Annotated in this window: 22 protein-coding genes, 1 tRNA gene and 1 riboswitch; of the genes, 19 read left to right on the top strand and 4 right to left on the bottom strand. The window is 54.4% G+C overall.

Translation table 11 applies throughout. The features are described from left to right. Window positions 1–373: 373 nt before the first annotated feature. The 14 genes from rpmH (at window position 374) to PG722_RS08870 (ending at window position 13,623) form a co-directional block, all read left to right on the top strand. Window positions 374–508: a 50S ribosomal protein L34 gene (rpmH, locus tag PG722_RS08805; protein WP_110435757.1), complete on the top strand. Its 135-nt coding sequence runs from the start codon at window positions 374–376 to the stop codon at window positions 506–508. A gap of 306 nt (window positions 509–814) precedes the next feature. Beyond that, window positions 815–1,159, top strand: coding sequence for a ribonuclease P protein component (rnpA, locus tag PG722_RS08810; protein ID WP_110435756.1), 345 nt, complete (start codon window positions 815–817; stop codon window positions 1,157–1,159). Further along, window positions 1,156–1,368 (top strand): membrane protein insertion efficiency factor YidD, encoded by a 213-nt coding sequence (gene yidD, locus PG722_RS08815; RefSeq protein ID WP_110435755.1) that lies wholly within the window; start codon window positions 1,156–1,158, stop codon window positions 1,366–1,368. Before rnpA ends, yidD begins: the two co-directional genes overlap by 4 nt. A gap of 106 nt (window positions 1,369–1,474) precedes the next feature. After that, a complete protein-coding gene (locus PG722_RS08820; protein ID WP_270580304.1) occupies window positions 1,475–2,482 on the top strand; it encodes a YidC/Oxa1 family membrane protein insertase in 1,008 nt (335 codons plus the stop codon). A 3-nt stretch (window positions 2,483–2,485) separates the two neighbouring features. Continuing rightward, window positions 2,486–3,526 carry an RNA-binding cell elongation regulator Jag/EloR gene (gene jag / locus PG722_RS08825; RefSeq protein ID WP_270580305.1) on the top strand — a complete coding sequence of 347 codons (1,041 nt, stop codon included), beginning with the start codon at window positions 2,486–2,488 and terminating at the stop codon, window positions 3,524–3,526. A 15-nt stretch (window positions 3,527–3,541) separates the two neighbouring features. Continuing rightward, complete coding sequence (mnmE, locus tag PG722_RS08830; protein WP_110435752.1) at window positions 3,542–4,903, top strand: tRNA uridine-5-carboxymethylaminomethyl(34) synthesis GTPase MnmE; 1,362 nt, start codon at window positions 3,542–3,544, stop codon at window positions 4,901–4,903. Between the two features lie 373 nt (window positions 4,904–5,276). Then, window positions 5,277–7,163, top strand: a complete 1,887-nt coding sequence (mnmG, locus tag PG722_RS08835) for a tRNA uridine-5-carboxymethylaminomethyl(34) synthesis enzyme MnmG (RefSeq protein WP_270580306.1) — start codon at window positions 5,277–5,279, stop codon at window positions 7,161–7,163. Continuing rightward, window positions 7,160–7,864: a 16S rRNA (guanine(527)-N(7))-methyltransferase RsmG gene (rsmG, locus tag PG722_RS08840; protein ID WP_270580307.1), complete on the top strand. Its 705-nt coding sequence runs from the start codon at window positions 7,160–7,162 to the stop codon at window positions 7,862–7,864. The genes mnmG and rsmG overlap by 4 nt, the downstream gene beginning before the upstream one ends. A 262-nt stretch (window positions 7,865–8,126) precedes the next feature. Then, a complete protein-coding gene (locus PG722_RS08845) occupies window positions 8,127–8,960 on the top strand; it encodes a ParB/RepB/Spo0J family partition protein (protein WP_243022086.1) in 834 nt (277 codons plus the stop codon). A 677-nt stretch (window positions 8,961–9,637) separates the two neighbouring features. Beyond that, entirely contained in the window at window positions 9,638–10,414 is a 777-nt protein-coding gene (locus PG722_RS08850) for a ParA family protein (protein ID WP_110435749.1), read from the top strand. Continuing rightward, a complete protein-coding gene (locus PG722_RS08855; RefSeq protein ID WP_270580308.1) occupies window positions 10,414–11,289 on the top strand; it encodes a ParB/RepB/Spo0J family partition protein in 876 nt (291 codons plus the stop codon). The genes PG722_RS08850 and PG722_RS08855 overlap by 1 nt, the downstream gene beginning before the upstream one ends. Window positions 11,290–11,301: 12 nt before the next feature. Beyond that, window positions 11,302–11,871: a hypothetical protein gene (locus PG722_RS08860; protein WP_270580309.1), complete on the top strand. Its 570-nt coding sequence runs from the start codon at window positions 11,302–11,304 to the stop codon at window positions 11,869–11,871. 33 nt (window positions 11,872–11,904) lie between these two features. Beyond that, window positions 11,905–13,197, top strand: coding sequence for a serine--tRNA ligase (gene serS, locus PG722_RS08865; protein ID WP_110435746.1), 1,293 nt, complete (start codon window positions 11,905–11,907; stop codon window positions 13,195–13,197). Window positions 13,198–13,230: 33 nt separating this feature from the next. Continuing rightward, entirely contained in the window at window positions 13,231–13,623 is a 393-nt protein-coding gene (locus PG722_RS08870) for a thioesterase family protein (protein ID WP_117491156.1), read from the top strand. A 50-nt stretch (window positions 13,624–13,673) separates the two neighbouring features. Here PG722_RS08870 and PG722_RS08875 read toward each other — a convergent pair. Beyond that, a tRNA-Leu gene (locus tag PG722_RS08875) sits at window positions 13,674–13,757 on the bottom strand. A gap of 843 nt (window positions 13,758–14,600) precedes the next feature. Here PG722_RS08875 and PG722_RS08880 point away from each other — a divergent pair. From PG722_RS08880 to PG722_RS08895, 4 genes are all read left to right on the top strand, one after another. Continuing rightward, window positions 14,601–14,858: a heavy-metal-associated domain-containing protein gene (locus PG722_RS08880; RefSeq protein ID WP_116705072.1), complete on the top strand. Its 258-nt coding sequence runs from the start codon at window positions 14,601–14,603 to the stop codon at window positions 14,856–14,858. Window positions 14,859–14,953: 95 nt separating this feature from the next. Beyond that, entirely contained in the window at window positions 14,954–15,844 is an 891-nt protein-coding gene (locus PG722_RS08885) for a helix-turn-helix domain-containing protein (protein ID WP_270580310.1), read from the top strand. 264 nt (window positions 15,845–16,108) lie between these two features. Continuing rightward, a complete protein-coding gene (locus PG722_RS08890) occupies window positions 16,109–16,420 on the top strand; it encodes a DUF6110 family protein (RefSeq protein WP_116705070.1) in 312 nt (103 codons plus the stop codon). A gap of 209 nt (window positions 16,421–16,629) precedes the next feature. Next, complete coding sequence (locus tag PG722_RS08895; RefSeq protein WP_270580312.1) at window positions 16,630–18,738, top strand: heavy metal translocating P-type ATPase; 2,109 nt, start codon at window positions 16,630–16,632, stop codon at window positions 18,736–18,738. Window positions 18,739–18,858: 120 nt separating this feature from the next. On the opposite strand, the gene PG722_RS08900 is transcribed toward PG722_RS08895, so the two are convergent. From PG722_RS08900 to PG722_RS08910, 3 genes are all read right to left on the bottom strand, one after another. Beyond that, the gene (locus PG722_RS08900) at window positions 18,859–19,284 is read right to left on the bottom strand and encodes a GNAT family N-acetyltransferase (protein ID WP_110435740.1); all 426 of its coding nucleotides are present in this window, start codon (window positions 19,282–19,284) and stop codon (window positions 18,859–18,861) included. Window positions 19,285–19,313: 29 nt separating this feature from the next. Then, on the bottom strand, window positions 19,314–20,060 hold the full coding sequence (locus tag PG722_RS08905; protein WP_270580313.1) for a hypothetical protein: 747 nt from the start codon (window positions 20,058–20,060) through the stop codon (window positions 19,314–19,316). 108 nt (window positions 20,061–20,168) lie between these two features. Next, window positions 20,169–20,369 (bottom strand): hypothetical protein, encoded by a 201-nt coding sequence (locus PG722_RS08910; protein WP_270580314.1) that lies wholly within the window; start codon window positions 20,367–20,369, stop codon window positions 20,169–20,171. A 161-nt stretch (window positions 20,370–20,530) separates the two neighbouring features. Between PG722_RS08910 and PG722_RS08915 the strand changes: the two genes are divergently transcribed. Further along, window positions 20,531–21,883 (top strand): MATE family efflux transporter, encoded by a 1,353-nt coding sequence (locus PG722_RS08915; RefSeq protein ID WP_270580315.1) that lies wholly within the window; start codon window positions 20,531–20,533, stop codon window positions 21,881–21,883. 87 nt (window positions 21,884–21,970) lie between these two features. After that, window positions 21,971–22,331: riboswitch (cobalamin riboswitch) on the top strand. Window positions 22,332–22,394: the final 63 nt, after the last annotated feature.

The following is a 22,394-nucleotide window of genomic DNA, read 5'->3' on the forward strand; positions in this document are numbered from 1 at the left end:
AAATAATCGAAAATTAAAGCCGGTTTGAAAAAATGCACGGCGTTTTTTATGAAAACTGCGGAATTTATGCAAAAATTCATCGAAAATTGGCGGCTTTTCCGCGAAAATCCGAAAATCCACAGATTGCCGAAAACCGTGATTACGCAAGACATTGAGCAGATGCTTCTACTTATCCACAACATGTTGACAACCTGTGCAAACTGCTGAAATCCATTCCGAGGGTCGGAAAAAATGCTTGACAAAATCGAACCTATATAGGATAATAAATATCGTATCCTATTATGCAGACAGGCAGCGGCATATGCCCGCGTCTTGCGCCGGACCTATGCCGGTGCCCATCTGTAAATTTTAGAACAGGGAGGTGCACAAAGTTATGAAGAGAACGTTCCAGCCGAAGAAGCGTCAGCGCTCCAAGGAGCACGGCTTCCGTAAGCGTATGTCCACGTCCAACGGCCGCAAGGTACTTGCACGCCGTCGCGCTAAGGGTCGCGCTAAGCTGTCTGCTTAATGACAGCCTGTAAAGGAAGTATTCAGACTTCCTGAAAATTCGCGCCAGCGGCGCAAAAGAGTTCGTAACGAGCCGCATTCGTGCGGCTCGTTTTTTCGTTTACGGGCAACACCACTCAAGCAATCGCTGTCTGGAGCGGTGTCACCCTGTTTAGGGTGCAGTCCATGCAGCGAAAATACGGTATTCAGGTTCGGATTTTACTGACCGAAACGAACGAAACAGTAAAATCAGCTTTGCAAACCATCAGATGCAAAGAAAAAATACGTTTTTTTCGAGGGCATCAGGAAAAAACGGGAGCATCAGAAGATGAAAAAAACAGTATCCTTAAAGGAAAACCACGAATTCCGCCGATTGTATCATCGTGGCGTGTCCACGGCAGGAAAACACGTTGTGATCTACTGCCGCAGGAACAAGCTCGGCTACAACCGGCTGGGACTCACCGTCAGTGCCAAGCTGGCGTGTGCGGTGAAAAGAAACCGCATCAAGCGTTTGTTTCGTGAGGCGTACCGTCTCAACGAGGACAAATTTGCCGACGGCATCGACCTTGTGCTGGTCGCACGGGTACGGGCCGTAGGCGCAAGCTATCAGGAAATCGAAAAATCGCTGCTGCGCGCCTTGAAGGACAACAAGGTTGCGGCAGCTCGGACATGAAGCGGCTGCTGCTGGCGATGATCCGGTTTTATCGCCGGTATATTTCTCCAAACAAACCGCCCTGCTGCCGGTATATCCCGACCTGCTCGCAGTACGCGATCGAGGCCATCGAGAAATACGGCGCGATTAAGGGCGGCTGGCTGGCGTTTAAGCGCATCTGCCGCTGCAATCCTTTCTCTAAGAGAGGACCCTATGATCCGGTTCCATAATAGGAACGGGATCATGTTTTATACTGCCTTACGGCGGTAAAGTGAGGATTTTGCTTTGCAAAATCCTTTTCACTGTGTCGTTTTACAATTTAACATGGAGGTTTTTATGACCCTGGATCAACTTTCTAACCTGATCAAAGATCCGAAGCTGTTCGGTATTTTGATCGTTCGACCGTTCGGCCTGCTGCTGCAGTGGCTGTACAGCATCGTGCAGAACTACGGTATCGCCGTTATCCTGTTCGCGCTGCTGGTAAAGCTGGTCTGCATCCCGCTGACCATCAAGAGCAAGAAGAGTATGCTCGCCATGAGCGCGATGAACGCCGAGCTCCAGCAGATGCAGAAGAAGTACGCGAACAACCGTGTCAAGCTCAACGAGGAGATGCAGAAGCTGTATGAGAAGCACGGCGTCAGCCCGATGAGCGGCTGTCTGCCCAACCTCATCCCGCTGCCGATCATGATGGGTCTGTACTACGCGGTTCAGCAGCCGCTGCAGTACATCGTCGGCCTGAGCCGCGAGACAGTTATCGCATTGGCGCAGATGATCGGTCTGGATCAGCTTGCGGGCGCAAACTACACCGTTCAGATCCTGATCGCCGAGAAGCTGAACGCTTTCGTGGACGGAAGCGGCCATTTCTCGGATGCTGTTACCAACTGCCTGCAGAGCGGCGAGACCATTTTCCCGCTGGATTTCCACTTCTTTGGTCTGAATCTGGCTGATACGCCGTCTATCTCTCATCCGAGCATTATCTGGATCATTCCGATCCTGTCCGGTCTGACCGCATTCCTGTCCTCCTACATCATGCAGAAGATGCAGGGCACGCAGAACTCTGCGGCAGCAGGTCAGATGAAGATGCTCAACTTTATGATGCCGCTGATGTCGCTGTACTTTGCGTTCATTCTTCCGGGTGCGATCGGCATCTACTGGATCTTCAACAACGTATTTACCTGCGTACAGGAGATCATCCTCACCAAGACGCTCCGCGGCAAGCAGGAGGCCAAGCAGGCTGCTGAGGCTGCCCGCATCGAGGCAGAGAAGCAGGCCAAGCGTGAAGCACACAAGGCTGCACAGAAGCAGCAGTCCCAGAACGCAAAGAACAAAAAGGGGGACAAGTAAATCATGCAGAAGTTTTTTGAGGCTACCGGTGAAAACCGTGACGCAGCAGTCGAGAATGCTCTCAAGCAGCTCGGTCTGGAGCGTGACGACGTATCGGTAGAGGTACTCGAGATCGGCAAAAAGGGCTTTCTGGGTATCGGCGCAACGCCGGCACGCGTGCGCGTAACCTACGAAGCACCGGACATTCCGGCGGCAAAGCCGGAGGTTAAGAAGGAGGAGCGCAAGCCTGCGCCCAAGACCGAACCCAAGCAGCAGGAGAAGCCTGTTGTCAAGGCAGAAAAGCCGGCTCCGAAGCAGGAGAAACCCGCAGAGAAGCCGCAGAAGCTGTCCATCACCACGGATGATAACACGCCGCGTCTGGTAAAGGCTGCTCCGGCAGACTTTGTACCGGAAAAGCTGGAGTTTGAGCGTCCGCCGCGCCGTGAGCGCAGCGACCGTCCGCGCCGTGACCGCGGCGACCGCAATGGCCGTGACCGCCGTCCGCGCCGCCCGCGTGAGGACCGTCCGATCACACCGTCCGTTCCCAAGGAGCGTGAGCTGATCCCGGTTTCCGAAGCAGGCATGCAGCAGGCGGAAAAGCTGGCTACCGATTTTGTAACCGGTCTGCTGGCAAAGATGGGCGTTGAGGGTCAGGTTAAGACCCTGCCGCAGGTAGAGTGCGACCAGCTCCGTCTGGAGATTTCCGGTCCGGATATGGGCCCGATCATCGGCCGCCGCGGCGACACGCTGGATGCCATCCAGTACCTCGGCTCTCTGGTGCTGAATAACGCACTGGATGAGCACGTTCGTCTGTCTGTCGATACCGAAAACTACCGCGAGAAGCGCGCGGAAAGCCTGGAGCGTCTGGCCCGCAAGATGGCGATGAAGGTCGTTAAGGCGCATCGTTCCATGACGCTCGAGCCGATGAACCCGTATGAGCGCCGCATTATCCATGCCGCGCTGCAGGAATTCAACGGTGTGACCACCTATTCGACCGGCACCGAGCCGGGTCGCCGCGTTGTTATTGCGCCGGATAACAGCTATCGCAACCGTGACCGCGGTTAAATCGGGGTATTCGTTATGAACGATACGATTGCCGCAATTTCCTCCTCCGGCGGACCGATCGGTTTGATCCGCGTGTCGGGTGAACGCGCAATCGAAGCGATAAATGCCGTTTTTCAGGCGAAGAACGGCAAGCCGCTTACGGAAGCACCCTCGCAGAAGCTGGTTTACGGCACGCTGACGGACAAGTCCGGCAATGTGATCGACTGCTGCTACGCTGTCGCGCTGCACGCACCGCACACCTATACGGGTGAAACGATGGCGGAGCTGCAGTGCCACGGCTCGACAGCCGTGCTGTGTGCCGGTCTGGACGCTCTGTTCGCGCAGGGCGTGCGGCAGGCAGAGGCAGGTGAGTTTACTCGCCGCGCCTTCTTAAACGGCAAAATGGGCCTTTCTGAGGCCGAAGCCGTGCATGATCTGATCACCGCGCGTACCGCTGAGGCGGCGCAGAATGCGGCGGCACAGGTCATGGGCGCGGTCGGCTCTCCCGTGCAGCAGATGCGCGATGAGCTGCTCGGCATGGTGGCGCATTTTCACGCGGTCGTGGATTTCCCGGACGAGGACATTGATCCGGTGCTGTTCGAGGACGCGGCGGCGCTGCTGCACCGCACAACAAGCCGTCTGTACAGCATGGCGGAAAGCTACGAGCGCGGCCGTATTCTTAGAGAAGGCGTACCGTGCGTCATCCTCGGCAGACCGAACGCGGGCAAGTCCACGCTGCTGAACACGCTGCTCGGTCGCGAGCGGGCGATCGTGACTGATATTCCGGGCACGACCCGCGATCTCATCGAGGAGAATGTCAAGGTCGGACAGATTCTGCTTCGCGTGACCGATACGGCGGGTCTGCGCAACACGGACGATCCGGTCGAGCAGGCGGGCATTGACCGGGCGATGGCGGAGGCTTCGGCTTCCTCGCTCATCCTGGCTGTGTTTGATGGCTCCAAGCCCATCAGCGACGAGGATATGCTCGTGCTGGCACGCTCGGCAGGCCACCGCGCGATCGCGGTTGTGAACAAGGTCGATCTGCCGCAGCAGCTGGATGAAAAGCTGCTCAAGAAGCACTTCCTGCACATCGTGCCGCTTTCTGCGAAAACCGGTGACGGACTGGATAAGCTGCTCAATCTTATTCCGCGAACCGTGGGTCTGGGAGACGGCGCGTTTGACGGTGCGCTCATCACCAACGCAAGACAGGCGGCGGCGCTGGCGCGTGCTGCCGAACGCTGTGAAGCGGCGCTGTATGCGGCGCAATCCGGTATGACGCCGGATGCGGTCGTGATGGATGCCGAGGGCGCGATTACCGCACTGGGCGAGATCACCGGCGAAACCGTGACCGATGCGGTCGTTACCCGCATTTTCAGCGACTTCTGCGTCGGAAAGTGATGCTGCTGCAGCTGTTATTAAGAGAAATTGCACTTAAAATTCAGAGAGGACGTTTGCAATCTGTGCAAACGTCCTCTTTTATTTTATGCTGAAATCGTGTATGATATATACTGTATGTCCGCAGGAAAAAAGCGGGGAATTTGCCTTGTGCACAGCTTTCTGCGGGCGGCATACGAAATATAGTGGATAACTAAAAAAAATGCCCTATATTTAACAACTATATGTAATAATAATTTATAAATAAAACATTAAGTATAATATTGTGGTCAAAAACTCACAAGTTATCAACAGTATCCACAGAGTTATCAACAATTACGCACAGGTTTCACACAACCGAAATCACAGGATTTTTTTGAAAGGGGAGAGAGCGCCAATGACGGTTTTTCCGGCGGAGAGTTTTGATGTAGCGGTGATCGGCGCCGGTCATGCCGGTATTGAGGCGGCACTGGCTGCAGCACGTTTGGGTGCAAAAACAGCGTGTTTTTCGATCAATTTGGACGCCGTAGGCAATATGCCATGCAATCCGGCGATCGGCGGCACAGCCAAGGGACACCTTGTACGCGAGATAGATGCGCTCGGCGGTGAGATGGCGCGTGCGGCTGACGCGGCCTGCATTCAGTACCGCATGCTCAACCGCGGCAAGGGACCGGCAGTGCACTCGCTGCGTGCACAGGCCGACCGTATTAAATACAGAGAGTATATGAAGCACACGCTTGAGCGGCAGGAAAACCTGTTTCTCATGCAGGACGAGATCGTGTCCGTTGAGGTGGAGAACGGTGCCGTTTCTGCGGTTGTTACCGCTATCGGTGCATGCCATCCGGTCAAGGCGGCTGTCATTGCGTCCGGCACATTCCTCGGCGGACGCGTTATCATCGGCGAGTACACCCGCGAATCCGGTCCGGACGGCATGGCGGCAGCCAAGCCGCTCACCGAGTCACTGCGCGGTCTGGGACTGCGGCTGCAGCGGTTTAAGACGGGTACGCCGCCGCGCATCAATCGCCGTTCAATTAATTATACCGATCTGGCGGAGCAGGCCGGTGAGGATGAGATCATCCCGTTTTCGTTCGATACCGACCACCCGCCGGACAATCGCGCGGTGTGTTATCTGACCTACACGACCGCGAAAACACATGAAATCATCCGCGCAAATCTGAGCCGTTCGCCGCTGTACGGCGGCCAGATTGAGGGCGTGGGACCGCGCTATTGTCCGTCTATCGAGGACAAAGTGGTGCGCTTTGCGGATAAGCCGCGCCACCAGCTGTTCCTTGAGCCGATGGGTCTGGACACCGAGGAGGTCTATGTGCAGGGCTTCTCGTCGTCCATGCCGTTCGACGTGCAGCGGGAGATGCTGCGCTCGGTCAAGGGATTGGAGAACGCGGAGATTATGCGGCCGGCGTACGCCATCGAGTATGACTGCATCGACCCGCTGGAGCTGCGGCCGACGCTCGAGACGAAAAAGGTGCCCGGACTGTACGGCGCAGGCCAGTTCTGCGGCTCGTCCGGTTATGAGGAGGCGGCTGCGCAGGGACTGGTTGCGGGCATCAATGCTGCGCTCAAAATCAAGGGTGAGAAGCCGCTTGTACTCGACCGTGCGGACGGCTACATCGGTACGCTGATCGACGATCTGGTGACGCGCGGCACGAGCGAACCCTACCGCATGATGACCTCACGCTCGGAATACCGCCTGCTTCTGCGGCAGGATAACGCAGATGAGCGTCTGGTGCCGATTGGTGTTCGAGTTGGCTTAAATCCGCCGGAACGCGGAGAGAAAGTACGTAAAAAGTACGAAGCCGTGCAGGCAGAGATCAACCGCACAGCCTCGGTCGGCGTTGCGCCGAGCGATAAATTGAACGGCTTTCTTGCGGGCAAAAACTCCACACCGCTCAAGGCGGGCTGTAAGCTGATCGACCTGCTGCGCCGTCCGGAACTCAGCTATGCGGACCTTGCAATGTTCGATCCTGAGCGTCCGGAGCTGCCTGCTGTTATCCGTGAGCAAGTGGAAATTCGCGTCAAATACGCGGGCTATATCGAGCGCCAGATGCGTGATGTGGAGCAGTACCGTAAGCTGCAGAGCCGCCCGCTGCCGCTCGATCTGGACTACAACGAGGTGGACTCGCTGCGACTGGAGGCACGCCAGAAACTGAACGCCGTCAAGCCGTTGAATTTCGGTCAGGCGGCCCGTATTTCGGGCGTTTCACCGGCGGATATCACGGCGCTGATGATCTACATCGAGACCCATAAAAAGGAGGAAAAGGCATGACCGAACGCGAGCTTTTGACCGCCGGTCTGCGCGAGCTGGGCGTCGCAGAGTGTCCGTCTGCAGCGGACAACTTACTGCGTTATTCCGAGATTCTGCGCGAGAAAAACAAGGTTATGAATCTGACTGCCATTACCGATCCGACCGAAATCGTGACCCGGCATTTCCTCGATTGCGCGGCACTTGCACCGTATATGCCGCAGGATGGACGCGTGCTCGATGTGGGAACGGGAGCCGGTTTTCCGGGCATGCCGCTGGCGATTCTGTGCCCGCAGACCGAGTTTGTGCTGCTCGATGCACTGCGCAAGCGCATTGATTTTCTAAATGAGGTCATCGCTGAACTGGGCCTGACCAACGTTACGGCGGTGCATGCCCGTGCGGAGGATTACGCCAGAGACAACCGCGGCACGTTTGATCTTGCGGTGTCGCGTGCGGTAGCCGATCTGCGCGTGCTGAGTGAACTTGCGCTGCCGATGGTCAAGGTCGGCGGTGCGTTCCTTGCCATGAAGGCCGAGGACTGCACAGAGGAAGTCGAAGCAGCGGCAAACGCCCGCACGATTCTCGGTGCGCCGGACGCTGAAGTGCTGCACTACACTGTGCCGTTCGATGAGGTTTCCCGCGCCATCGTGCGCCTGCAGAAAACGCAGGAAACACCGGAAAAGTATCCGCGCCGCTTCAAGAAAATACAGACTTCGCCGCTGTAAATCAGGCGAGAAATATACGGAAAGTACCCCTCTGTACGGAAAATTACAGAGGGTATTTTTTGCCCGAAAATAGGGAAAAATTATAGATATCAGATATAATTTGTCATATTTTCGTTGAATTTTGCAGATTACGCGGTCGATTTTACTTGTCAATATGTAATTATATGGTAATCTATTACCGAGGGCGACATTCTGCTGGTGGTGCGGCAGAGATAAGCGCGAATAAAATGAACGAATAAGACGAATTGGAGAGTGGTTAACCATGATGTCTGTATTAACGCTGGTTTCCGGCAAAGAGGATCGCACGCTGCGGCGTATTCGTGTGAGTGAGATTGCGCGCAATCCCAATCAGCCGAGGAAATATTTTGATCCGGAGGCAATTGCGCAGCTGGCAGAGAGCATTCGGCAGTACGGCGTACTCAATCCGCTGACCGTACGGCGTGCGCCCGGAGGCGGTTACGAGCTGGTGGCAGGGGAGAGGAGACTGCGCGCTGCGCGTGTTGCGGGGCTCAACGACGTACCGTGTCTGCTGATTGCGGCGGATAACGAAGATTCCTCGGCGATTGCGCTCGTGGAGAACCTGCAAAGGCGTGATCTGGACTTTTTCGAGGAAGCCTACGGTTTCAAGCGTCTGATTGATCAGTACGGACTGACGCAGGAGGAAGCCGCGCGCAAAGTGGGGAAAACACAGTCTGCGGTGGCGAATAAGCTGCGTCTGCTGCGGCTTTCTCCGCAAAATATGGAATTGATTCGCAGTGCGAACCTTACAGAGCGGCACGCGCGCTGTCTGCTGCGTCTGCATGATGATGAGGAACGGATGAACGCAACGCACTATATTATCGAGAACGAATTAAACGTCAGCCGATCGGAGGAGTACATCGAGAACCTGCTGGAGCAGAAAAAGCATCCGGAGTTAGCGGAGCCGCCGCATAAGGATAATGTTGTGCGGCTTATTAAGGATGTGCGTTTTTTCCTGAATACGCTCAATCGGGCGGTCGGCGTAATGGTGGATGCCGGAATCGGTGCAACCGTAGACCGGCAGGAAAACGAGGATGGAATTACGCTGACAATCAATATTCCGCACGCAAAGAGCTGATGTTTCACGTGAAACACTTTTGTTCCACAGGAGGGCGGATTTTGTTTCACGTGAAACATGGGATAGTTGCTTGCGAAGCAAACGGAATCTGCGCTGATGCCGCGCGGGCGCACAAGAGGGTAGACACCAAGGTTTGCCCGTAGGCCACTAAACCTTTTTTCCGCGCCGTGCGCGGATTAAATGAGTACCACCCTCTGATTTTCTCCCCTTTCCCCTTAGATAGCACGGCGAAAATCGGAGAGCGGCGATCGCTGCGAAAAGGGGAACGGCAGTCGGGTTACTCTTACGTGGCTTTCGTAAACGATTCGCAGTTCACAGATAACGTACGGCTACACATGCGGTTTAGCCTATACAGGGGCAACATGACAGTGTTTCCCAACGGTTTTTATTGTTTATTACGGACGGCACTGCTGGATAAGAGTGTGTGCAGATTGGAAAGTGTGTAACGCATATATATTATATACATATATATAATAAGGTAAGAGAGCCGAACGGCTCTCTTTTGTTTCACGTGAAACAAAAGCCGGCTGATTTACCAGTTGTATCCTATAAAACGGCAAAATACTTGATGTTTCACGTGAAACAGCTGTAAAAATACTGCGATTGCTTTGCAATTAAAAGTGCAATGTGATATAATGAAATCCGTAGAAAAAAACCATGGACGAGAGGAAATGACTATGGGGAAGATTATCGCGTTTGCCAATCAAAAGGGCGGCGTGGGAAAAACTACAACCGCTATCAACCTCGCGGCAGCGTTGTCGGAGCGCGAAAAGCGCGTTCTGCTGTGTGATTTCGATCCGCAGGGCAATGCAACCTCCGGTTTTGGCGTGGATCCGCGCTCACTGGAAACTTCGATTTACGACCTGATCGTAGCCGACCAACCGGATGTCAAGAGCGCTATCGTATCGACTAAGTGGGTTGATCTGCTGGGCGCAAATGTTAATCTGGCGGGCGCTGAGTTGGATTTGATTGGAATGTCCGACCGAGAGTATCGTCTGAAAAACGTACTCGATCAGGTGAAGGACGATTACGACTATGTATTTATCGACTGTCCGCCGTCACTCGGTCTGCTGACTCTCAACTGCCTGTGTGCAGCCGACAGCTTTCTGGTGCCGTTGCAGTGCGAGTATTACGCGCTCGAAGGTCTGAGTCAGCTGATGACGACCGTGCGCATGGTAAAGAAGGCGCTCAACCGCAAGCTGGTGATGGAAGGCGTGCTGCTGACTATGTTTGACGGACGCACCAATCTGTCGATTCAGGTGGTTGAGGAAGTGAAAAAGCACTTCCCAGGCGAGGTATTTTCGGCTGTTGTGCCGCGTAACGTACGCCTGAGCGAAGCACCCAGCCACGGCAAGCCCATAACAGCTTACGACAGAATGTGCCGCGGCGCAGAGGCTTATCTGGCTCTTGCGGACGAGATTCTGAAGAAAAATGACCGAAAGGGGAGAAGCTGATGGCAGGCGCAAAAATGGGTCTGGGAGGCGGCTTGTCCAACCTTTTCGGCAGTGATACCAGCGATTTGATGGAAGAAAGTCTGGATAACGGCACAAAAAAACTGCCTTTGGCAAAAATCGAGCCGAATCCCGATCAGCCGAGGAAGGCCTTTGATCAGGTATCTCTGGACGAGCTGGCAGAGAGCATTCGCCTGCACGGCGTCATCACACCAATCACAGTGCGCAAGGGCGAGAAGGACGGCTACTACCAGATCATTGCAGGTGAGCGCCGTTGGCGTGCAGCACGTCAGGCAGGCTTGGAAGATATTCCTGCGATGGTGATTGAGGCCGAGGAAGACGAGGTCATGGAGTTGGCGTTGATCGAAAATCTGCAGCGGCAGGACCTGAACCCGATCGAAGAAGCCGAAGGTTATGAGCGTCTGATGAAGCAGTTTGGACTGACGCAGGAGCAGGTTTCCAAGCGCGTGGTCAAGTCACGTTCGGCGGTAGCAAATGCACTGCGTCTGCTGGCTTTGCCGACCGAGGTGCGTACGATGGTCAGCGAAGGCGAAATCTCCGGCGGTCACGCGCGGGCAGTCCTTGCGGTAAACGAGGAGGATAAGCGCGTAGAGGCAGCCAGACAGATGGTCGGCCTGTCGGTCCGTCAGTCGGAGGCGCTGGCCAAGCGCATGAACAAAAAACCGGTCGAAAAGCTTGAGCAGCCGCCTGAGGTTTCCGTGGACTACATTGCCGAGCTGGAGAAGGAGCTGGAGGGCGTCCTCGGACGCAAGATCAGCATTCAGCAGGGCAAGCACAGCGGCCAGCTGACGCTGGAATATTACGGCGCAGAAGATTTGGAGCGGCTCAGTGAAGCACTCCGAAACCTGCGTGTATAAAGGAGGCAAGCAATGGACGAGCAGAATAAGCAGCCGGAACAGAACAAACCGGAGAAAAAGCTCAGCCGCACCACGCTGACCTTTTATATCGTCGGACTGTTTTCTGTAGCAATTGCGCTGATTCTGATCAGCTATGTGGCGCAGTCGCGTGCGGACAAGCAGGTCAAAAACCTGAGCTCGCAGCTGACACAGCAGCAGACCGTGGCACAGGGCGCAACCCAGAAAGTGGAAGATTTGCAGAAGCAGTACGACATGCAGAATACTGCACTGGATAAGGTGCGCAAGACGCTCGACAGTGAGCAGGCGGCAACCGATGTAGTCGGCGCGACCGAGCGGCGTATGGAGGAGCGTGAGGTGTACCAGTACCTTGCGCAGATCGGCGTTTCTCTGGCGGCTAAGCAGACCGCGGATGCCCGCAAGACCTACGACGAAATGCTGACGAAATACAGCGAGGAGCGTTTGCTGGGCAGCAGCGAGGATGGCTTTGATGAGAACATCAGCAAACTGTTCCAGTCGGCCAAAGCGACACTGGAGCAGGTTGAGCAAGCGCAGGATGCAGAGCCGAACGACACGGCAGAATAATATGTATATAATGTAAAAGGAGATATAGAAACAATGCTGGATATCAAATTTGTCCGCACCAATCCGGATGCGGTAAAGGAAAACATCAAGAAGAAGTTCCAGGACGAGAAGATCCCGATGGTTGACGAGGTCATCGAGTTTGACGCGAAGTACCGTGCAGCCAAGACCCGCTGTGACGAGCTGCGTGCACAGCGCAACAAGAAGTCCAAGGAGATCGGCGGTCTGATGGCAAAGGGCCAGAAGGAAGAAGCCGAGAAGATCAAGGCCGAGGTTAAGGCAATGGCCGATGAGATGACCAAGCTCGAGGAGGATGAAAAGACCTTCGCTGAGGAAGTCAAGAACCGTATGATGGTCATCCCGAACATCATTGACCCGTCCGTTCCGATCGGCAAGGACGACTCCGAGAATGTTGAGATTGAGAAGTTTGGCGATCCGGTCGTTCCGGATTTCGAGGTTCCGTATCACGTTGATATTATGGAGTCCTTCGACGGCATCGACCTCGATGCTGCACGCCGCACCTCCGGCAACGGCTTCTACTACCTGAAGGGCGATATTGCCCGTCTGCATTCCTCCATCCTGTCCTACGCACGCGACTTCATGATCGACCGCGGCTTTACCTACTACATTCCGCCGTTCATGATCCACGGTGATGTCGTTAAGGGCGTTATGTCCTTTAAGGAAATGGAGAACATGATGTACAAGATCGAGGGCGAGGACCTGTACTTGATCGGTACCTCCGAGCACTCCATGATCGGCAAGTTCATCGACACCATCAACGATGAGGAAACCCTTCCGCAGACCCTGACCAGCTACTCTCCGTGCTTCCGTAAGGAAGTCGGCGCACACGGCATCGAGGAGCGCGGCGTATACCGTATTCACCAGTTCGAGAAGCAGGAAATGGTTGTTGTCTGCAAGCCGGAAGAGAGCAAGATGTGGTATGACAAGCTGTGGCAGAACACGGTTGACTTCTTCCGTTCGATGGACATTCCGGTTCGCACGCTCGAGTGCTGCTCCGGCGACCTGGCTGACCTGAAGGTTAAGTCCTGCGACGTAGAGGCATGGTCTCCGCGTCAGAAGAAGTACTTCGAGGTCGGCTCCTGCTCCAACCTTGGCGACGCACAGGCTCGCCGTCTGGGCATCCGTGTCCGCAGCAAGGAGAATCCGAAGGAGCTGTACTTCGCACACACGCTGAACAACACCGTTGTTGCACCTCCGCGTATGCTGATCGCATTCCTCGAGAACAACCTGCGTGAGGACGGCTCGGTTGCAATCCCGAAGCCGCTGCAGCCGTATATGGGCGGCATGACTGAGATCCGCAGAAAGTAATTTACCTTACTATAGAAAAAAGGAGAGATTCCAATGCAGGTTGGTATTAAGGGCGAGAAGAAGTTTACCGTAACCAGGGATCAGCTGGCATGCAATGTCGGCAGCGGTCTGGTATCCGTGTTTGCAACCCCGATGATGATTGCAGCCATCGAGAACACTGCTGCAGGCAGTGTAGCCGGTGAGCTGGAAGAGGGCAAGACCACGGTCGGCACGCTGGTAAACGTAAGCCACGTTGCCGCTACGCCGGAGGGCATGGAAGTCCGCATCGAGACCGAGCTGACCGAGATCGCGCCGAACGGCAAGATGCTTACCTTCAAGGTTGCCGCATACGATGAGGCAGGCCTGATCGGTGAAGGCACGCACCAGCGCGCCATCGTAGCCAAGGAGCGCTTTGAGCAGAAGGCACAGAGCAAGCTGTCCAAGTAAAAATCGGCAAAAGAAAAACGCTGTGGAGAGATTCCACAGCGTTTTTTTGCTGGTGCGGGTAACAGGACTTGAACCTGCACGTCGAGGACACCAGAACCTAAATCTGGCGCGTCTGCCAATTCCGCCATACCCGCAGGTAAGATTAGTATACCCTTTTTGCGGGTATTTGTCAATCTTGATTATATGCTCATCGGGAGTGGGGCGCTTGCGAAGCGAGGGAATCTGCGCTGACGCCGCGCGGGCGCACAAGAGGGTAGACACCTGCGGTTTCCACCCTCTTGAGAATCACCCCTTTCCCTTGGATAGCCTGGTGCAGATTACCGATATGTGACCGCTCCGAAATATGGGGAACGGCAGAGGATTTTTTCTTCCGTAGGGGAGCACAGTGTGCTCCCATGCCGAAACCTATACGCAGTGCTGGATACCGTTCTGCTACACAGACGAGCTACTCTACGCAGGCGCGGCATAACCGTGCCGCGCAACTCGTTAGCGCGTTATGATAGACAGCACCTACGAGGATAAATTGTACCAAATGCCTAATCCGCAGGTGCCGTGCGGTACAACGCGCCAAAGAGTTGCGCGACACTGTTATCCCCCAGGGGACCCTCTCTTGCCCTACGGGCAATTCACCTTGTGTCGCGCCTGCGCAGACTTTCCGGTCTGTGTAGCAGAATACTATCTGACCCTGCGAACAGGTTGAGAAAGATACGGAAGAAAAAATCCTCTGCCGTTCCCCATTATCGAAGAGGTCGCCGGTCTCTGGTTTGCGCCAGACTAAGAAATAAAGGGAAACGGGAGTTAAGAGGGTAGAACCCGCGGGTGTCTCCCCTCTTGCCCCTGCCGCGGGTGCGGCGAATCCTGTATGAGCAAACTCCTACGCAAAACTAAGGATTCCCCCTTGCAATCTGCGCTATTTCGTGATATATTGTTAGTTAGTAAAAGCTAACCAGCTCGGGTACAAAAGGAGCATTACACCCATGTTGAAAATTACTCTCGGCGTTGACGGCATGATGTGCGGCATGTGCGAAAGCCATGTCAACGATGCGGTTCGCAAGGCATTTCCCGTGAAGAAGGTCACTTCCTCTCACGGCAAGGGGCAGACGGTTATCCTCACTGAGCAGGATCTCGATGAGCAGGCTGTCCGCGATGCGGTAAACGCTACCGGCTACACCGTTACGTCCTTTTCCAAGGAGCGATATGAGAAAAAGGGACTGTTTTCCTTTCTGCATAAATGAGCAGAGTAAGGCCGCCTTGCAGCGGCTTTGCTTTTCAACACAGGTTAGCAAAATCTAACCTAATAAACCGATATATACCAACGGAGGAAATCGCAGTGCTGGAAACTCTGCTCAAACCGAATACCGGCGCATCGCTGTCCGGCTGCGTACGCTGGACCCAGCCGATGGATGGCGTGCGCGTGTGCGATTTTGACTGCGCGCTGACCGTGCCGCCGGCCATGCCTGCGGAGCCATCCGAGGTGCCGTGCGAGGTGCTGTTCTGCCGGCAGGGCGGTCTGCGGCTGACCATGACCAATGGGCGGCAAGTGTTTCTGCATGAGCACGAGGTACTGCTGCTGCTCGGCGCAAGTGTGCAGAGCCTTTCGGTCGCGGACGGATTGTTCAGCGGTGAGCTGGTGCTCATCGAGCAGAGCGCAGCGGCACCGTGCCGTCTGACGGTCAACACAGCACGAATCAGAGCACGAGTCACTCCGCATCTGGGCTGCGTAGTGCTGCGCAGCGCGGTGTGGATTGATAATCTGGCTGCGGCACTGCAATCCGTTCCGGAGCGGGACAGAGCCGCCTACAGTGCAATCAAAGCCATTGAGCTGCTGTACCTCATCAGTACAGACAGTCCGCTGCTGACGATACCGCCGGAATCCGTCTCCCGCGATCACTATCTGACCGATACAGTGAGGCAGGTGCAGGAGTATATGGTATCGCACCTGTCCGACCCGCTTACAATCGACCAGCTGTCTGCACGGTTCCGCATTTCGCCAACCGCCCTGAAGGATATATTTCGGCAGACCTATGGTCGTCCGATTCACCAGTATCTGCTTGAAAAGCGGGTGCAGCATGCTGCCGAACTGCTGCATCGGAGTCCGCTCTCCATCGTGGATATTGCAGCGGCGGTCGGCTATAACAGCGCCAGTCAGTTCGGTGTGGCGTTCAAGCGCCGCTATCAGCTGACGCCCTCACAGTACCGCCGACAAGCTCGAAAAAGTTAGCAAAATGCAACTATTTTGATGATAAAACTAAAAATTAGCGGCAACAAACTGCGAAAATGTCCGATTCCGTGCGTTTCATGTCTAAAGCTGTGCGACAAGCAGGGAAAATTGTGATATGATAATCGCAAACAAAAAAACACACCATGTTTGGAGGTGTACTGTATGAAGCAGCATCGTTTTTGGGCATGGGCCGCGTTGTTCTGCATGGTAATGACGATGATTACCGGCTGTAAGCGCAAGTGAGATTGATAGGAGGAACATATTATGAAGAAGATTTACAAGGACATCGCCGTATTTGTTGGTGGCACTCTGTTCGGTTCCGCAGGTATCAAGCTGCTGAGCAGCAAGGATGCTAAGAACGTATATACCCATGCTACCGCAGCGGTTCTTCGCATGAAGGATACCGTTATGAACACCGTTGACTGCGTTAAGGAGAACGTCGGCGACATCCTCGCTTCCGCAGAGGAGATCAACGAGAAGCGCGCTGCTGAGGCAGAGGCTGCTGCTGTTGAGGATGCAGACATTGAGGTTGAGCTGACCGATGAGGACCCGACTGCTGCTCCGGTTGAGGCATAAGAACCTGTCGCCAAACCGTGGTTTGGCGGACAGGAAGAACGGACTGTGAGCCGTTCCAAAGTCGCCCGAAAGTTCCCGTTCGGAAGCTTTCTCCCTCTTAGGGAATGAAAACCGAGGTACATGTTCCCGGTTTTCATGGGACGAATATCAAAGAGGGGCAGAGCCCCTCTTTTCCTATCTACCGGAAGTAAGCTGGAGGTAATTTTACTATGAAAGCATTCATTGAACACGAAAGCCGCGGACGGCTTCGTGTGCGCATGAAGCAGTACCGCATGACGTTGGAGCAGGCTGATCTGCTGGAGGCGTATCTGCAGAATCAGCCGGGTGTACTCAGCGCAACCGTGCACGAGCGCACCTGTTGTGCTGTCATCCGCTACATCGGTGACCGCGAGAATATCATCCGCGCGATCGCTCAGTTTAACTATACTGCACCGTCTGTTACGGCGCTGATGCCGACCCACAGCGGCCGTGCGCTCAACCGTGAGTATCAGGAAAAGCTGGTCGGCAAGGTTATTACGAAGTTTGCCTGCACGCTGTTCCTGCCGGCGCCGCTGCAGATTGCACGCACGATCTGGCTGTCGCTGCCGTTCCTCGGCCGCGGCCTCAAGCGCCTGATTCACAGAGAGCTGAAGGTTGAGCTGCTCGATGCGCTGTCCATCGGTGTTTCGATGGTACGCCGGGACTTCTCCACGGCAGGTTCGGTTATGTTCCTGCTGGATATTGGCGAGCTGCTCGAGGAGTGGACGCATAAAAAGTCGGTTGACGATCTGGCACGCTGCATGTCGCTCAACGTAAAACGAGTATGGCTCAAGACCGATGACGCAGAGGTGCTTGTACCGCTGTCCAACATCGCTGTCGGTGACCGTATTCTGGTTCGCATGGGCAGCGTTATCCCGTTGGACGGTGAGGTTGTTGAAGGCGAAGTCATGGTTAATCAGGCGTCGCTTACCGGAGAATCCATGCCGGTTGCAAAGCGTCCGGGTACGCAGGTTTACGCCGGCACGGTCATCGAGGAAGGCGACTGCGTGATCGAGGTCACACAGTCCTCCGGCGAGAGCCGCTACGACAAGATCGTTTCCATGATCGAGCAGTCCGAGCAGCTGAAGAGTGCTGCGGAGAGCCATGCCGCCAATCTGGCGGACAAGCTGGTGCCGTATACGCTGGTCGGCAGTGCGCTCAGCTACGCACTGACCCGCAATGTCACCCGTGCACTGTCCGTGCTGATGGTTGACTTCTCCTGTGCGCTCAAGCTGGCTATGCCGCTGGCGGTCCTGTCCGCCATGCGTGAGGCAAGCATGTATCATATCACGGTCAAGGGCGGCAAGTTCCTCGAGGCTGTCGCGCAGGCAGATACCATTGTATTTGACAAGACCGGCACACTGACGCATGCCTGCCCGGTTGTTGCCAGGGTTATCCCGTTCGGCGGTCGCTCCGAAGACGACATGCTGCGCGTTGCAGCCTGCCTGGAGGAGCACTTCCCGCACTCCATGGCAAACGCCGTTGTCCGCGCTGCGCGTGAGCGCAATCTGGCGCACGAGGAAATGCACTCGCAGGTTGAGTATATCGTAGCGCACGGCATTTCCAGCATGGTTGAAAACAAGAAGGTCGTTATCGGCAGTGCACACTTTATCTTCGAGGATGAGAAGTGCACGGTTCCGGTCGGTGAGCAGGAGAAGTACGATGCACTTCCGGTTGAGTTTTCTCATCTGTATCTGGCGATCGGCGGTGAGCTGGCGGCTGTTATCTGCATCGCGGACCCGCTCCGTCCGGAAGCATGCGATGTGATGAAGGCACTGCGTGCCCTTGGCATTCAGCGCACGGTTATGCTGACCGGCGACAGTGAGCGCACGGCAGCGGCTATCGCGGCTGAGGTCGGCGTGGACGACTACCGCGCTGAGGTTCTGCCGGAGGACAAGGCAAACTTTGTCGAGCAGGAACGCGCGGCAGGCCATACGGTTATCATGCTCGGCGACGGTATCAACGATTCTCCGGCGCTGTCGGCGGCTAACGTTGGCGTAGCCATCAGCGATGGCGCTGCCATCGCCCGTGAGATTGCGGACATCACCATCGCAGCCGAGAATCTGTTTGAGCTGGTTGCGCTGCGCCGTATCGCACAGGGTCTGATGAGCCGCATCAACTCCAATTACCGCTTTGTAATCGGCTTTAACGGTTCGCTGATCGGTCTGGGCGTTGCCGGCGTGCTGGCTCCCGCAACCTCTGCGATGATGCACAACCTGTCTACGCTGGGCATCAGCCTGCGCAGCATGACCAACCTGATTGATTCCTCCGAGACGACCCGTCTGCTGGAGAGCCGCTAATTTAGAGTGAAAGTTTGAGAGTGGAGAGTGAAGCGCTTTCCACTCTTTCTTTTCAGGCATAACAAAACCCCGTCTTTGACGGGGGTTTGTGTTTCTATAACTGTTTGAAAAACTGTATTTTTACTTCTGCTGCCACGCCATTCCGTAATCTTTTTCCCCGGTAGCTTCATCCAGGCCGCTGTACTGAATTTCAAATCCTTCTCTTTGATAAAAAGATATTGCTGGTGTGTTTTTTTGATATACATTCAAAATCAGTTTGCTTCTTGTATTCTTTACATAATTCAGCAGTATTTTACCAATACTCTGCGACTGCATTGCCTCAGAAACAAAAATGCCTTCAATATATTCGCCATTCAGCCCGATAAATCCTTGTATCTTCTGATTGTCCTCATAGACATAGACAGTTGCCTGCAACAGCAGTTCTTTCACAAGCTCCAAATTACTTTTCCAATATTGGGCAGGGATAAAATAATGTGCCTTTATATTGGTATCCAGCCATATATCGGCAACTTGATTGATATCTGCTTTTCGTAATTCTCTAATCATAGCGGGGGACTCTCCTGCAAATTTGATTGTTACACAATAGAAGGTAATGTCAGATACGTTACCGGATACGGAAACGTAAACAGCGGGCGCTGTTCGCCGATGGCGTTGATTAGCGTGAGGGACAGCGTGCGCAGGTCATTCGTAGGAAGCGGCACAAGCTGTGTCCACTCGGTGCGGATAAACCGGTCCGGACCGATCTCGGTCAGCGTGTAAGTTCCGTTATGGTATGCAAGGAACAGGGGCAGTCCCAGAGCAGGCTGCATTTCCAGAGAAATGGCGGCAGTCCGGTCTCGATGGATTGCAAAAAAGCGCGTCAGCAGCGTATACGGCGGCTTGAGTTTGTTCTGTCCGGTCAGGCGCAGTGTACCACAGTCGCGCCAGCGCGGCACAGAACAGATATGCCGTGCGTCCCACTCGGTCACCGGATCAAAAATGTGCTGCCCAATGTCGGAATCGGCCATAAACCATTCGGTGTAGGGGAGACCATAGGCGTTTTCGCCGTCTGCGGAAAACAAAACCGAATAGATGAATTCGTCAGTCTGTCCGCACGGCTGCAGGTGATACTTTGTTCCATCGAACGTCAGAGAGCCGGTTTCACCGTTCGGTGTGTGCAAGGTGAGCGTGCGGGGTTCGTCTGCTTCGGTAAGCTCATACAGTACAGAATCATCTATGACCTCACGGTCGGAGGAGATTGTCAGCGTGTCGAAATCAGCCGCCATAGCGGGATAAGCACATAGAACCAGCGCCAAAACGACAGATAACAGGCGTTTTTTCATATAATCGTCTCCTTGGATGCTGCTTTATCTGCAATCACTTTCTTTTCGCTTTCTAATTCCTTATTTTTCCCCTCCAATAATTTCTTTGTTTGATCAAACTGGAATTGGTCAAGCTTTTGACTTAGAGCATTTCCAAGTTACAAATGCAAGAATACCGCAGATTACAGCAACTCCGATGCATACGGCTCTCGCAATATTGCTCAAATCCAAGAAGCCACTTCCTGAACCTGTAATAGCACAGGCGATTGCTAAAATGGTTATGAGAGCAAAAACAATACTAATCACTTTCAGAATGACACCTTTTTTCATGCAATCACGCTCCTTTATCAAATCTCGATTTATCATTCTACTGTGACTTCACTATACCATGAATGCGTCCGAAACACAATCACCCATTGACACCACCGATATTCCGATAGATAATATAGGCAATAGGAAAACTTTACGCAAGAAGGGAAGTGCTTCAACGAATGAAACGCAGCTACGAGATGGACCTGTGCAGCGGTCCGCTGCTGAGCAAAATCCTGCTGTTTTCGCTGCCGCTGATTCTTTCGGGTGTGCTGCAGCTGCTGTTCAACGCGACCGACATTGTCGTAGTCGGCAAATTTGCGGGCAGCAATGCGATGGCGGCGGTCGGCTCGACCACCTCGCTGTTCAACCTGCTGGTCAACTCATTCATCGGTATTTCGGTCGGTGCGAACGTGCTTGTCGCGCGGCATTACGGCGAGCGGGATTACGACGGTGTGCAGCAGACCATCCAGACGGCGCTGCTCACTGGCTTAATCGGCGGCACGATACTGATCGTGCTCGGCGTTGTGCTCGCACGTCCCATGCTGACGCTGATGGCCACACCGGACGAGGTTATCGACCAGGCCGTGCTGTACATGCAGGTGTACTTCATCGGTATGCCGGCAACCATGATCTACAACTTCGGTGCGGCCGTGCTGCGTGCCGTGGGCGATACCCGGCGTCCGCTGTACTTCCTGATGGCGGCAGGCGTGATGAACGTCCTCGGCGACCTGCTGTTTGTGTGCCTGCTCGGCATGGGCGTTGCCGGAACTGCGATCGCCACCGTGCTCAGCCAGTGTGTCTCTGCGGCGCTGACCGTGCTGTGCCTTGTAAAATCGGACGGCATGTGCCATCTCGACTTGCGCCGTCTGCACTTCCACATGGATAAGTTCCTGAGAATCATGCAGGTCGGTCTGCCTGCCGGTATGCAGAGCGTTATCTTCAATATCTCGAACGTACTCATTCAGTCCTCGGTCAACAGCTTCGGCGCAGTAACGGTTGCGGGCAACACGGCAGCCGCCAACATTGAGGGGTTTGTGTACATTTCGATGAACGCGCTCTATCAGACCTCCATCAGCTTCACCAGCCAGAATCTCGGTGCAAAGAATTATCACCGCATCGACCAGACACTCGTGCGCTGCATGTGCATCGTCACACTGATCGGTCTGGTGCTCGGCAACGGCGCGCATCTGCTCGGCAACCACCTTTTGGGCATCTACTCGGACGATATGGAGGTCATTTCGTTCGGTATGCAGCGTTTGTCGGTCATCAGCGTCACCTACTGCCTGTGCGGCATGATGGATGTGCTCGCGGGCACAATACGCGGTCTGGGCTATTCCATGCTGCCAATGATCGTCTCGCTGATTGGCGCATGTGTGTTCCGTATCATCTGGATTTTTACGGTCTTTCGCGTGCAGCATACGCTGTTCATCCTGTATGCGTCCTACCCGATCTCGTGGATACTGACCATCCTGGCGCACTTTGTGTGCTACCTGATCGTGCGGAAAAAGGTTTTCCGGCCGCAGGAGATATAAGCGCGCGTTTTTCTCCGGAAAACGGTTGTAATTGACGGTTAAATATAGTATAATACTCGTGCAATGCGGGAATTTCCCGCGCAATAAGTAAATAAGCGAACAGTCGGTGCCGCTGTCTGTAAAGGAGCAGCGGGTAAAAGGGAAGCAGGTGCAAATCCTGCACGATCTCGTCACTGTAAGCGGGGAATGGACTGCCATTTACGTCACTGATATTACGGTATCGGGAAGGCGGCAGTTCTAAGGCAACATCGCATGATGAAAGCTGCGGCGCTTTGCGGAAATTTTGTGTTCTGACTTCGTTGTGATTTCACGGTAATACATCAAGTATTACCGCAAAACCACGCCTCGTCAGTACGCGAGAATTTACTCGCAAATCGCCCTTGTTCAATTATGTGGTATTGCCTTAAGAGCCGCAAGTCAGGAAACCTGCCGGTCTGTTGGTACGGGAAGCTGCTTCCGGATCACGAGTTATTGATTGTACTGATACCGCATGATTTTTGATTCAGGCAGT

The organism is Butyricicoccus sp. OF27-2pH9A (genome assembly GCF_027693185.1).
In the GTDB taxonomy this organism is placed as follows: Bacteria; Bacillota; Clostridia; order Oscillospirales; family Butyricicoccaceae; genus Agathobaculum; species Agathobaculum butyriciproducens.